Source organism: Micromonospora sp. NBC_01655 (assembly GCF_026339755.1).
Classification (GTDB): domain Bacteria; phylum Actinomycetota; class Actinomycetes; order Mycobacteriales; family Micromonosporaceae; genus Micromonospora.
The window spans coordinates 5,892,742-5,905,161 of record NZ_JAPEQF010000001.1 but is presented as its reverse complement, the minus strand read 5'-3'; the positions used below and the strand labels follow the sequence as shown (position 1 = coordinate 5,905,161).

Annotated in this window: 13 protein-coding genes; 6 read left to right on the top strand and 7 right to left on the bottom strand. The window is 75.4% G+C overall.

Annotated elements, in window-relative coordinates; genetic code table 11:
- Positions 1-102: 102 nt before the first annotated feature.
- Positions 103-1,449, bottom strand: a complete 1,347-nt coding sequence (locus OOK41_RS25955) for a ribonuclease D (protein ID WP_266267044.1) — start codon at positions 1,447-1,449, stop codon at positions 103-105.
- 201 nt (positions 1,450-1,650) lie between these two features.
- Between OOK41_RS25955 and OOK41_RS25950 the strand changes: the two genes are divergently transcribed.
- Both OOK41_RS25950 and OOK41_RS25945 read left to right on the top strand, forming a co-directional pair.
- Complete coding sequence (locus tag OOK41_RS25950) at positions 1,651-2,907, top strand: S1C family serine protease (RefSeq protein WP_266267043.1); 1,257 nt, start codon at positions 1,651-1,653, stop codon at positions 2,905-2,907.
- A 76-nt stretch (positions 2,908-2,983) separates the two neighbouring features.
- Entirely contained in the window at positions 2,984-4,051 is a 1,068-nt protein-coding gene (locus OOK41_RS25945) for a hypothetical protein (protein WP_266267042.1), read from the top strand.
- Positions 4,052-4,159: 108 nt separating this feature from the next.
- Here OOK41_RS25945 and OOK41_RS25940 read toward each other — a convergent pair whose 3' ends face one another.
- Entirely contained in the window at positions 4,160-4,732 is a 573-nt protein-coding gene (locus OOK41_RS25940; RefSeq protein WP_117666699.1) for a DUF3000 domain-containing protein, read from the bottom strand.
- 134 nt (positions 4,733-4,866) lie between these two features.
- On the opposite strand from OOK41_RS25940, the gene hemE reads away from it, so the two are divergent.
- Genes hemE through hemQ form a run of 3 tightly spaced genes read left to right on the top strand, consistent with a single transcriptional unit; the run spans position 4,867 to position 8,068 of the window.
- Positions 4,867-5,958 carry a uroporphyrinogen decarboxylase gene (hemE, locus tag OOK41_RS25935; protein WP_266267041.1) on the top strand — a complete coding sequence of 364 codons (1,092 nt, stop codon included), beginning with the start codon at positions 4,867-4,869 and terminating at the stop codon, positions 5,956-5,958.
- Positions 5,959-5,960: 2 nt separating this feature from the next.
- Positions 5,961-7,370 (top strand): protoporphyrinogen oxidase, encoded by a 1,410-nt coding sequence (gene hemG / locus OOK41_RS25930; RefSeq protein WP_266267040.1) that lies wholly within the window; start codon positions 5,961-5,963, stop codon positions 7,368-7,370.
- On the top strand, positions 7,367-8,068 hold the full coding sequence (hemQ, locus tag OOK41_RS25925; protein ID WP_117666703.1) for a hydrogen peroxide-dependent heme synthase: 702 nt from the start codon (positions 7,367-7,369) through the stop codon (positions 8,066-8,068). Before hemG ends, hemQ begins: the two co-directional genes overlap by 4 nt.
- A 191-nt stretch (positions 8,069-8,259) precedes the next feature.
- On the opposite strand, the gene OOK41_RS25920 is transcribed toward hemQ, so the two are convergent.
- The 4 genes from OOK41_RS25920 to msrB all read right to left on the bottom strand — a co-directional run bounded on the left by OOK41_RS25920 (position 8,260) and on the right by msrB (position 10,885).
- Positions 8,260-9,330: a lytic polysaccharide monooxygenase gene (locus tag OOK41_RS25920; protein WP_266267039.1), complete on the bottom strand. Its 1,071-nt coding sequence runs from the start codon at positions 9,328-9,330 to the stop codon at positions 8,260-8,262.
- A gap of 128 nt (positions 9,331-9,458) precedes the next feature.
- Entirely contained in the window at positions 9,459-9,914 is a 456-nt protein-coding gene (locus OOK41_RS25915) for a GNAT family N-acetyltransferase (protein WP_117666707.1), read from the bottom strand.
- 46 nt (positions 9,915-9,960) lie between these two features.
- A complete protein-coding gene (locus tag OOK41_RS25910; protein WP_266267038.1) occupies positions 9,961-10,221 on the bottom strand; it encodes a Prokaryotic metallothionein in 261 nt (86 codons plus the stop codon).
- Between the two features lie 253 nt (positions 10,222-10,474).
- Positions 10,475-10,885 carry a peptide-methionine (R)-S-oxide reductase MsrB gene (gene msrB, locus OOK41_RS25905; RefSeq protein WP_117666711.1) on the bottom strand — a complete coding sequence of 137 codons (411 nt, stop codon included), beginning with the start codon at positions 10,883-10,885 and terminating at the stop codon, positions 10,475-10,477.
- A gap of 47 nt (positions 10,886-10,932) precedes the next feature.
- Here msrB and ligD point away from each other — a divergent pair, with 47 nt between their 5' ends.
- Positions 10,933-11,961, top strand: coding sequence for a non-homologous end-joining DNA ligase (gene ligD, locus OOK41_RS25900; RefSeq protein WP_266267037.1), 1,029 nt, complete (start codon positions 10,933-10,935; stop codon positions 11,959-11,961).
- A 78-nt stretch (positions 11,962-12,039) separates the two neighbouring features.
- On the opposite strand, the gene OOK41_RS25895 is transcribed toward ligD, so the two are convergent.
- Positions 12,040-12,336 carry a hypothetical protein gene (locus tag OOK41_RS25895; RefSeq protein WP_266267036.1) on the bottom strand — a complete coding sequence of 99 codons (297 nt, stop codon included), beginning with the start codon at positions 12,334-12,336 and terminating at the stop codon, positions 12,040-12,042.
- Positions 12,337-12,420 lie beyond the last annotated feature (84 nt).

Here is a 12,420-nt window from a genome sequence, read left to right as displayed (position 1 = left end):
TAACCACCGCTGGCACCCACCCCACTGTGTCCCACCCCACACCCACCCCCCAACCCCCGCCGGGCGGCCTTAGGCCGGCCGGGGGGTGAGGTGGGGTGGGGGTCAGGGGTGGGGGTCGGGGGGTGGGGGTGGGAGGTGGGGGGTCAGGGCTGGGGTGAGGTCGTCGACCAGGAGGGCGATCTGCCACTCGCGGGCGCCGAAACCGCGCAGCGTCTCGGCCACCGTGTCCTCGGTTACCTCGTCGGGCGGGGTCCAGGCGAGGCGGCGGATCGAGTCCGGGGCGATCAGGTTCTCCGGCGGCAGGGTGTGCGCGCCGGCGATCCGGACCACGACCTCCCGGCACCGGGCCAGCCGGCCGGCCGCCACCGGGTCCCGCTCCGCCCAGCGGTGCGGCGGGGGCGGCCCCTCCACCGCCGGGGTGACCGGCAGCGCGTCGTCCGGCAGCCCCCGGGCGTCGTCGAGGGCCGTCAGCCAGGTGCGGGCCAACCGGCGCACCGACCGGCCGCCGAACCCGGGCAGGGTGAGCAGGGTCTGCTCGTCCCGCGGGTCCAGCTCCGCGGCGGCCACGATCGCCGAGTCCGGCAGCACCCGGCCCGGCGCGGCGTCCCGGCGGGCGGCGATCTGGTCCCGGGCGTACCAGAGGGATCGGACCCGGGCCTGGGCGCGGGCGCCGCGCACCCGGTGGATGCCCGAGGTGCGCCGCCACGGCTCCGCGCGGACCCGGGGCGGGCGGGCGCCGTTGCGCACCAGCGCGGCGAACTCCTCCGCCGCCCACGCCGACTTGCCCTGCCGGGTCAGCTCCGCGTCGAGGGCGTCACGCAGGTCGGTCAGCAGCTCGACGTCCAGGGCGGCGTAGGTGAGCCACGACTCCGGCAGCGGCCGGCTCGACCAGTCCGCCGCCGAGTGGTGCTTCTCCAGGCTGAAGCCGAGTAGCTGCTCGGTCAGCGCGGCCAGGCCGACCCGCTCGAATCCGGCCAGCCGAGCGGCCAGTTCCGTGTCGAACAGCCGGCGCGGGCGCAGCCCCACCTCGGCCAGGCAGGGCAGGTCCTGGCTGGCGGCGTGCAGCACCCACTCGGTGTCGGCGATCGCCGCGTCCAGGGTGCTCAGGTCGGGCAGCGGCAGCGGGTCGATCAGCGCTGTCCCCGCACCGGCCCGCCTCAGCTGGACGAGGTACGCGCGCTGACTGTAGCGGTATCCCGAGGCGCGCTCGGCGTCCAGGGCGACCGGGCCGGTGCCGGCCGCGAACCGGGCCACCACCTCGGCGAGTTCGGCCTCGGTGGACACGGGCAGGGGGGTGCCGTCGTGGGGGGCGGTCAGCGGCACGGGCCCGCCGTCGGTCGGTTCGGGCCCCGCGTCCACCGGCTCCGGTGCTGCCGACGGCGGGTGGTGCGGCTCGTCTCCGGTGCGGCTTGCGGCGGCCCGACGGCGCAGGGGTGGTTCGTCGGTCACCTGACAACCCTAGTGCGCCGGGCGATCCGGCGCGCGTAGCCGGGTACGGCGCGTGTCGGTGCCGGCGGCTTGACCCGGCATGGCAGGGTCGGACACCGGGGGAGACAATGCGCGACAGCGCAGGTACGGTCTTCGGGCCGCCGACCGGGGACGAACCCGCGCCGGCGCGGCACCGGGGGCGTCTACGGGGAGGGCGTGGCGATGACGACGGCTGGGTACGGTCCGACGGGCGCGGGGCAGGGGCCCGGCGATGGTTCCGGGGGTGGCTGGCCGGACCCGGCCCGTGCCGCCGAGGTGCGGGACGCCGAGGCCCGGCCCGGCCCGCTGCCACCACGGATCGTCCCGCCCCGGGGCGCCGCCGCCCCGTACCCGCCCGCCATCCCCGGCCAGGCCCCCGTCCAGCCCCCAGCCCCCGGTCAGGCCCTCGCCCCCGGTCAGGCTGCCACTCCCGGTCAGGCCGCCTGGTCCCCGCCGCCGAACGCCGGCCAGTGGGGCGGGGGGGCCGCCCCCGCCGCCGGCCAGTACCCGCCGGTCCACGGGCAGCAGCCGGCCCCGTCGGGCGTTCCGGCCGGGCCGCCCCCGGGCCCCGGTCCGGCGTACCCGCCGCAGGGCGCGCCGGTTCCCCACCCCGGGCCGGCCTGGCCCGCACCGGCCCCGGCCGCCGCCCCGACCCCGCGCGCCCGGGGCCGCGCGCTCACCCTGGTCGCGCTCGGGCTGGCCGTGGTGCTGGCCGTGGTGGCCGGCGTGCAGGCGTACCAGCTCAACCGGCTCTCCGGCCGGCTCGCCGACACCGACGGGCGGCTGGCCGCCGCGCAGCAGGGCGACGGCACCCGGCTCGACGACCTCGACCAGCGGACCCAGGTCCTGGAGAAGCAGGCCGGGGCCCAGTTCAACCCCGAGGCGGTGGCCAGCGCGGTGCTGCCCAGCGTGTTCCGGGTCCGGGCCGGGCAGTTCACCGGCACGGCCTTCGCGGTCGGCAAGCCGGCCAGCGGCGGCGGGACGAACCTGTTCACCAACTTCCACGTGGTCGAGTCGGTCTGGCAGGGCGGCGGCCGGGAGGTCTTCCTGGAGCGCACCGACCAGCGCTACCCGGCCACCATCGTCCGGGTCGACGAGGCCAACGACATCGCCCAACTGCGCACCACCAGCAAGTTCACCGGCCTGGTGACGGCGTCCACCGCGGTCAAGTCCGGCCAGCAGATCGTCGTGGTCGGCGCCCCGCTCGGCCTCCAGGACAGCGTCACCACCGGTGTGGTCAGCGCCTTCCGCGAGGCCGGACAGGGCTCGGGACCGGTCATCCAGTTCGACGCACCGATCAACCCCGGCAACTCGGGCGGTCCCGTGATCAACGGCCAGAAGCAGGTCGTCGGGATCGCCACCGCCAAGGCCCGCGACGCCGAGGGCATCGGCCTCGCCGTACCCATCAAGGTCGCCTGCGACGGCTTCCAGATCTGCTGACCCGGCCGTCGCCCTCGTACCAGCCCGCTCCGTCGCCGTCGTCCGACAGCGGGCCAGTCACCTGGAGGAAGAAAACATGTCCCAGCCACCGACCGGGTCCGGGGACCAGCCGCCCTACCCGCCGCCGGCCGGCCCCGGCCAGCCCGTGCCCCAGCAGTACGGCCCGACCGGCCAGCCGGCCGACCAGACCCGACAGTTCGCCCCCGGCCAGTACGGCACCCCCCAGCCGCCGGCCGAGCCGACCCAGCAGTTCGGCCAGTACGGCAACCCCCCGCCACCCGCCGAGCCGACCCAGCAGTTCGGCCAGTACGGCGCGCCGCAGCCGGGCCAGTACGGCGCCCCGCAGCCGGCCCCGCCCGCGCCGGCCTACGGCGCCCCGCAGCCGGCCCCGCCCGCGCCGGCCTACGGCGCCCCGCAGCCGGCCCCGCCCGCGCCGGCCTACGGCGCCCCGCAGTCCGCCCCGCCCGCGCCGGCCTACGGCGCCCCGCAGTCCGCCCCGCCCGCGCCGGCCTACGGCGCCCCGCAGTCGGCCCCGCCCGCGCCGGCCTACGGCCAGCAGCCGCCGCAGTCCGCCCCGCCGTTCGGCCCGCCGGTCTCCACCCCGCCGGTCTCCGCCCCCGGGTACGCCCAGCCGATGTCGGTGCCCCCGGCCTCCGGGCCGGGCTTCGGCCAGCCGATGTCCGGCCCGCCCGGCCCGCCACCGTACGGCCCGGCGGCGCCCGCCGCCGGCAAGGGCCGGCGCAGCGTGCTGGTGCTGGCCCTGGTGGCCGGGCTGCTCTTCGTCCTCGGCGGCGTGATGACCGGCCTCTACGTGACCAAAGGCAACGAGCTGGACCGCACGGAGAAGCGGCTGACCGCCCAGGTCAGCGAGCGGGACGGCACGATCACGGCGAACAAGACCGAGATCGAGAAGCTCAAGAAGGACCTCCAGGGCGTGCGGGACAAGCTCTCCACCACCGAGCAGGACCTCACCGGCACCCGCAACGACCGCGACGAGCAGGCCCGGCAGAAGAAGGTCATCGCCACCTGCCTGGACAAGCTCACCAGCGCGCTGGCCGCGGCGGCGGCGAACAACAAGGCCGCGTACAACAAGGCCACCCAGGGGATGAACAAGGTCTGCGACGAGGCCGAGGACTACCTCTGACAGGTAGGCCCGCCCGGGCCGCGCCGCCGGACCCCGGTCCGGTTGGCGTGGCCCGCGTCGTCTCCGGCCCCGTCCGTCCCGCCGGGTCGCTCACCGGCCCAGCGCGGGTCAGGCGGCGCCGGCCGGGCGGCGCTCCGGGAGGGCCGTCACCCCGGGCGGCGGCAGGCCCGCCGTGGAGGCGAGCAGCGCGCACCAGGCCAGCAGGTGCGGGCTCAGGTCCTCGCCGAGCGGCGTCCAGGAGGCCCGGATCTCGATGTCGGCGACGGTCGGCGGCCCGGCCAGGTCGCCGAACCGGGTCGACATCGTCTGGGTGATCGTGCCCCCGATCGCCCGGTGCGGGGCGTCCTGGGCGTCCAGCGCGTCGGTCAGCCAGGTCCAGCCCACCCCGAGCAGCAGCGGGTCGGCGGCCAGGTCGGCCTCCAGCTCCGCCGTGACGTAGGTGACCAGCCGCAGGGTGCCCTGCCAGGCCTCGTGACCGGCCGGGTCGTGCAGCAGGATCAACCGCCCGGTGGCGACCTCGTCGTCGTCGCGCAGCACCGTCGCGGAGAGCGCGAACGCGTACGGCGCGAGCCGCTGCGGCGCGCCGACCTCCTCCAGGACGATCTCCGACCGGGGCGCGGCCGACCGCAGTCCGGCGACCGCGCGGGCGAAGGTCTCCGGGAGCGCGATCGGGGGGGCCATGCGGGCAGCCTATGCCGCCTGCCGCCCCCGCCGCCGTAACGGCACGCCGACGGGCCGCCCCGCCAGGCGGGGGTGGGTCACAAAAGGTGGCGGGGGTGGGGGAGCGGCACCGGGGGCGTGGCACGATTGCCGCGATGACCACCGACACCACGGGCACTGCAGCCCGAGACGGAGAACCCCGCCGCGGCGGACCGGTCGACTCCCCGTTCGTCCGGGCCTGCCGGCGCGAGGACGGCCCGCACACCCCGGTCTGGTTCATGCGCCAGGCCGGCCGGTCGCTGCCGGAGTACCGCGAGATCCGCAAGAACGTGGGGATGCTGGAGTCCTGCCGCCGCCCCGACCTGGTCGCCGAGATCACCCTCCAGCCGGTGCGCCGGCACCGGGTCGACGCGGCGATCCTGTTCAGCGACATCGTGGTCCCGGTGGCCGCCGCCGGGGTGGACCTGGACATCGTCGCGGGCACCGGGCCGGTGGTGGCCGAGCCGGTGCGCACCCCCGCCGACGTGGAGCGGATCCGGCCGATCAGCCGCGACGACGTCTCCTACGTGGACTCCGCGGTCCGGCTGCTCGTCGCCGAGCTGGGCGACACCCCGTTGATCGGGTTCGCCGGCGCGCCGTTCACCCTGGCCAGCTACCTGGTCGAGGGCGGCCCCTCGCGCACCCACGCGAGGACCAAGGCCCTGATGTACGGCGAGCCGGAGCTGTGGCACGCGCTCTGCGTCCGGCTGGCCGAGGTGACGCTGTCCTTCCTGCGGGTGCAGGTCGACGCCGGGGTGTCCGCGGTGCAGCTGTTCGACTCGTGGGCCGGCGCGCTGTCCGAGGCCGACTACCGGCGGTACGTGCTGCCGCACTCGACGAAGGTGCTGTCCGGGCTGGCCGACGCGGGGGTGCCCCGGATCCACTTCGGGGTGGGCACCGCCGAGCTGCTCGGCGAGATGGGCGAGGCCGGGGCCGACGTGGTCGGGGTGGACTGGCGTACCCCGCTGGACGTGGCGACCCGCCGGATCGGCGCCGACAAGGCCGTACAGGGCAACCTGGACCCGGCGGTGCTGCTCGCCCCGTGGCCGGTGGTGGAGGCCGAGGTGCGGCGGATCCTCGCCGAGGGCCGGTCCGCCCCCGGCCACGTGTTCAACCTCGGTCACGGCGTGCTGCCGGAGACCGACCCGGACGTGTTGACCCGGGTGGTCGCGCTGGTGCACGAGGTGTCCGCGCGTCCGGCGGAGTGACCGTGCGGCAGCCGTGGCGGGTGGCGATCGTCGGGGGCGGGATCAGCGGGCTGGCCGCCGCCGTCCGGCTACGCGACCGCGCGCCCGCCGGCACCGAGATCACCGTGTACGAGCAGTCCGGCGCGCTCGGCGGCAAGCTGCGCACCGGTGAGCTGGCCGGGCAGCCGGTGGAGTTCGGCGCCGAGTCGTTCCTGATGCGCGACCCGGCCGGCGGGGAGTCCGCCGCCGTCGCCCTGGCCCGCCGGCTCGGGCTGGCCGGCGAGATCGTGCACCCGACCGTCGGGCAGGCCGCCCTCGCCGTCGACGGGGGGCTGCGCCCGGTCCCGGGCGGGACGCTGGTGGGCGTACCCGGGGATCTGGCGAAGGTGACGACGGTCGCGCAGCCGGCCGCGGACGCCGACCGGGACGCCGGCCGCCCGCTGCTGGCCCCCGGCGCGGACGTCTCCGTCGGGGCGCTGGTCCGCTCCCGGCTCGGCGACCAGGTGGTGGACCGGCTGGTCGACCCGATGCTCGGCGGCGTCTACGCCGGCCGGGCCGACGACCTGTCCCTGGTCACCACGATGCCGGCGCTGGCCCGCGCGGCCCGCACGGAGCACACCCTGGTCGGCGCGGTCCGGGCCGCGCAGGCCGCCGCGCCGCGCGCGCCCGGCGCCCCGGTCTTCGGCACCCTGGCCGGTGGGCTGAGCCGGCTGGTCGAGGCCGCCGCCACGGCCAGCGGGGCGACGATCCGCCGGGACGCGGCGGTGCGCGAGCTGACCCCGACGGCGACCGGCTGGCGGCTGACCGTCGGCCCGACCCGCGACCCGGAGCTGGTGGCGGCGGACGCCGTGGTGCTGGCCGTGCCGGCCCGCCCGGCCGCCCGGCTGCTGGCCGGCGTCGCGCCGACGGCCGCCGCGACCGTCGGCACGCTGGACTACGCCAGCGTCGCCCTGATCACCCTGGCCCTGCCCGAGCCGGCGCTGCCGGCGCTGTCGGGGTTCCTGGTGCCGGCCACCGAGGGGCTGCTGATCAAGGCGTCGACGTTCTTCACCACCAAGTGGGGACACCTGGCCCGGCCGGACGGGCTGGCCCTGGTGCGCGCCTCCGTCGGCCGGTACGGCGAGGAGGCGTCCCTCCAGGTCGCCGACGCCGACCTGGCGGACACGGTGCACCGGGAGCTGTCGAAGGTGCTGGGCGCCGCGTTGCCCGCGCCGGTGGCCAGCCACGTGCAGCGGTGGGGCGGGGCGCTGCCGCAGTACACCCCGGGGCACGCCGACCGGGTTGCCGCCGTCCGGGCGGCACTGCGCGGCGCGCACCCGACGCTGGCCCTGGCCGGCGCCGGCTACGACGGCGTCGGCATCCCGGTCTGCGTCCGCTCCGGCGCGACGGCGGCCGAGGAGATCATCACAGCACTGGGAGGATCGGCAGCATGACCGAGCAGACCAACGCGGCACGGCTGCGGGAGCTGAACGACAGCATCCGCTACACCATGTGGTCGGTGTACCGGGCCACCAGCCCGCTGCCCTCGCTGCGCGAGAACGTCACCGGCGAGGTCGAGGCCCTGTTCGAGGAGCTGGCCGGCAAGGACGTGACAATTCGCGGCACGTACGACGTGGCCGGGCTGCGCGCCGACGCCGACCTGCTGATCTGGTGGCACTCGTCGTCGAGCGACGCGCTCCAGGACGCGTACCTGCGGTTCCGCCGGACCACGCTGGGCCGGGCGATGACCCCGGTGTGGTCGCAGATGGCGCTGCACCGCCCGGCGGAGTTCAACAAGAGCCACATCCCGGCGTTCCTGGCCGGCGAGGAGGCCCGGGCGTACCTGTGCGTCTACCCGTTCGTCCGCTCGTACGAGTGGTACCTGCTGCCGGACGCCGAGCGGCGCGAGATGCTGGCCGAGCACGGCAAGATGGCCCGGGGCTACCCGGACGTGCGGGCCAACACGGTCGCCTCGTTCGCCCTCGGCGACTACGAGTGGATGCTCGCCTTCGAGGCCGACGAACTGCACCGGATCGTGGACCTGATGCGCGACCTGCGGGGGTCCGGCGCCCGCCGGCACGTCCGGGAGGAGATCCCGTTCTACACCGGCCGCCGCCGCCCGATCGCCGACATCGTCTCCTGCCTGATGTGAGCGCAGGCCCTGGCCGCGACACCTGAGGCCACCACCAACCCCGCCGACCGTGCGGTCCGTGCAAATTCACGGAATCAGTGGCTATCCCGGCCGGGACAGCCACTGATTCCGTGAATCAGGCGCGATCTTGCCGGTGGGGGGCGTGGATCCCAGCCCGGCTGGGGCGGTCGTGCCTGGTCGGTCGGTGGGGATCAGACGGTCGCCGTGCAGGTCGGCGTCGGCGCGGTGTTGGTGCCCGTCGAGGAGCCGAGGAAGCCGAAGGCGGTCTTCGCCCCGGCGGCCAGCGTCCCGTTGTACGCGACGTTGCGGGCGGTCACCGTGGACCCGCTGCTGGTCACGGTGGCGTTCCACGACGAGCTGACCTGCTGGCCGTTGGCGTACGTCCAGGTCACCGTCCAGCTCTTGATGGCCGACGCGCCGGCGGTCACCTCGACCTCGCCCTGGAACCCGCCGGCCCAGGAGGAGGTGACCCGGTAGGCCGCCGCGCAGCCACCGGTCGCCGGGGGCGTGGTGGGCGGGGCCGTCGTGGGCGGGGTGGTCGTCGGCGGCGTCGTGGTCGGGCCGCCGCCGAAGTCCACGTCGCTGCACAGGTAGTACGACTGGTCCAGGTGGCTGGCCTGCCAGATGGTGTAGACGACGTGCCGGCCGGTGCGGCCCGGCGCGTTCGCCGGCACCTGGATCGACACGCCCTGCGTCTCCGGCGTCCACTGCGCCGCCGGGGTGTTGCCGATCTGGCCGGCCAGTTCCAGGTCACTCCAGGCCAGCGGCTTGGTGAGCGCGTTGAAGCCCTGCTTCGTCACGTACACCCGGATGTAGTCGGCGCCGTGGCTGGCCTGGTCGTACAGCTTGATGCGGAAGTTGTTCGTGGCCGGCGCGGTCTTCCACGCGCCGACGGTGTCGAGCGCGTTGTACCGGCCGCTGGAGGTGTGGCCGGCGCTGCACAACTGGCCGTCCGGGATGGCGGCCTGGTGGTTGCCGGCGACGCCCTCGCGGAACAGGCCGTTCCAGTTCCACATGGCGTTCGGGTCGGCCTGCCAGGCCTGCCAGCACATCGGGTCCTGGGTGGCCATGTTCGGGTTCTGGAAGTCGCCGCCCCAGCGCTGCCAGCAGCCGTAGTTGCGGGACGCGGGGTCGACGACCGAGCCGTGGGCGGACGCGGAGTTCGCCAGGGCGGTGGTGAGCAGCAGCGCGACGACCGCGCCGGCGGCGAGCAGCCAGGCTGCCAGGAGCGGCGTGGACCGCCTGCGGACAAGGGTGGGCATGGGAGCCTCCGGGTGAGAGGTTCGGACTGCGACGACGCCCGGACGGCGGGAGTTGCCCCTCCCCGCCGGCTCGTGCTGATCCCGTGGCGGCTCCTGCTCGCGCAGATTTCCACATCCATTCGCTTATGTCAATGGATGGCGCTTTCCCGGCGCATCGGGGTGTGCGGAATGCCGTCCTCGACGTACTCGGGCCCGCTGACGGCGAAGCCGTGCCGGGCGTAGAAGCCGGCCAGGTGGGACTGCGCGTCCAGCACGCACGGCCGGTCGCCCACCACGGCCAGCGCCTCGGCCATCAGCCGCCCGGCGTACCCGCCGCGCCGGGCGTCCGGCGCCACCACCACCCGGCCGATCCGCGCCACGCCGCCGGGGTCGGCCAGGATCCGCAGGTACGCCACGACGGCGCCGTCGCGGGTCAGCCACAGGTGCCGGGTGCCGGGCTCGATGTCCCGGCCGTCCAGTTCCGGGTACGGGCACGCCTGCTCCACCACGAACACGTCGACGCGGAGCCGGAACAGGTCGTGGAGGGTGCGGGCGTCCAGCTCGGCGAAGGAGGCGAGTCGGGCCTCGACGGTCTGCGGCGGCATCCGGTGATGGTAGGTGCCCGTGCCCGCCGGGACGCGGTAACCCCGCTCAGCGGGGGCGAGCGCCGATAGCGTCGCGGATCTCCGCGCCCCGGTCGCCCTCCTCCTGCCGGGCGCAGTGGGCGCAACAGAAGAAGCGCCCCGAGACCTCGACCCCATGGCCGACGATCTTGACCTGGCAGTGCTCGCAGATCGGCGCCAGCCGGTGCGCCGCGCATTCGAAGCAGTCGAAGGTGTGCACGTCGCCGCTGACCGTACGCACCTCGAACGCCATCCAGTAGTCGTTGCCGCAGACTTCGCACGTCGCCATGGCCGGACCCCCCGAGAAAAGGACATGTGTCTCCACAGCGTGCGGCAGCGGCCCGATCCGGGCGGCCGGAACGGCCGAAGCCGACCGTCGCGGCGGCGTGTCGGGCCGGCGTGTCGGCCGTTGAGCCTGGTGGGAGCCTCGAACCCCGGAGGATGACATGATCAGGCGCAGCAGGCTCTCCGGCAACCGGACCCGGGTCACGTTCTGCCTGCCCCGCGACGCGCCGGCCGGCCGGCGGGCGGGCGCCCGCGCCTCAGCCCTGCGCCGGCTCCAGCCGGACGGAGATCGAGTTCACGCAGTGCCGGGTGTTCTTCGGGGTGAACCCCTCGCCCCGGAAGACGTGGCCGAGGTGGCTGTCGCAGCGCGCGCAACGGATCTCCGTACGCCGCATGCCGTGGCTGTCGTCCTCGATCTCCTTCACCGCGCCCGGGAGCGCGTCGTCGAAGCTCGGCCAGCCGCAGTGCGAGTCGAACTTCGTGTCACTGGGGTAGAGCTGTGCCCCGCAGGCGCGGCAGTGGTAGACGCCGGGGGTCTTCGTGTCCACGTACTCGCCGGTCCACGCGGGCTCGGTGCCGGCCTCGCGCAGCACCCGGAACTCCTCCGGGCTCAGCCGGACCCGCCACTCGTCCTCGGTTCGGGGCAGCTCGTTCTCGTCAAGACTCACCCGACAACGGTACGCCGGGTGTCGGTGCCGTGGCATATGGTCTCGGAATGGGCGGCAGCACGAAGGCAACGGCCACGGAGATCGAGGTGGCCGGCCACACGGTTCGACTGACCAGCCCGGACCGGGTGATCTTCCCGGAGCGGGGCTTCACCAAGGCGGACGTCTTCGGCTACTACGTCGCGGTGGGCGAGGGCATCCTGCGCGCCCTGCGGGACCGCCCCACCACGCTGCAACGCTTCCCCGACGGCATCGCCGGGGAGATGTTCTTCCAGAAGCGGGTGCCCACCCGGGGTGTGCCGCCGTGGGTGCGCACCGCCCGGATCAGCTTCCCCAGCGGCCGGACGGCCGACGAGCTCTGCCCGGCCGACCTCGCCCATGTGGCCTGGGCCGCCCAGATGGGCACCGTCGTGTTCCACCCGTGGCCGGTGCGCGCCGACCACGTCGACCACCCCGACGAGCTGCGGATCGACCTCGACCCGCAGCCGGGCACCGACTTCGCCGACGCGGCGTCCGCCGCCGCCGAGGTGCGCGCCCTGCTCGGCGAACTGGGCGCGACCGGCTGGCCGAAGACCTCCGGCGGCCGAGGCGTGCACGTCTACCTGCGGATCGCGCCCCGGTGGACGTTCACCGAGGTGCGGCGGGCCACCATCGCGCTGGCCCGGGAGTTGGAGCGCCGCCGCCCCGACCTGGTCACCACCGCCTGGTGGAAGGAGCAGCGGGGCGAGCGGGTGTTCGTCGACTACAACCAGATGGCCCGGGACCGCACGATCGCCTGCGCGTACTCGCTGCGGGCCAACGCCCGGGCCACCGTGTCCACCCCGGTCACCTGGGACGAGCTGCCCGACGTGGACCCGGACGAGTTCCACCTGGGCAGCGTCCCGGCCCGGCTGGCCGAGCGGGGCGACCCGCACGCCGGCATCGACGACGCCCCGTGGGACATCACCCCGCTGCTGGAGTGGGCCGACCGGGACGCCACGGCGGGCCAGGGCGACATGCCGTACCCGCCGGACCACCCGAAGATGCCGGGCGAGCCGAAGCGGGTGCAGCCCTCCAAGGACCGCGACCGCCCGCGCTGACCGCCTGCGGAGCACCCGGGCCGCTCACGTCGACCGGGTGGACGCCCGTCGCTCACGTCGTCCGGCCCCGGCCCCGGCTCAACGGAGCGGGCCCATCATCGCCTCCACGGCCTCCTTGGCCGTCCGCAGGTCCGTGCCCGTCGCCGCCCGGTACGCCTTGATCGCCTTGAGCTTCTCGCCGCGGGCCAGGTACTCGCGGACCCCGGGCGGCGTCGGCCGCTCGTCCACCACCCCGAGGTGGTCCATCACCAGTTGCAGGCGTCGCTCGATCTCGGCCAGCCGTCGGGGCGTGCTGCGGTCCTGCCGGGGCCCGACGAGCTGGGCGGCCAGCAGCAGTACGACGGCGATGATCAGCACGGCGAGGGCGATGTCCATGACCGCCATCCAAGCAGTTCGACGCCCGGACCGGTGACCACGGGCGGGGCAATACGGTCGGCCGCGCCGCACCACCACCATAAC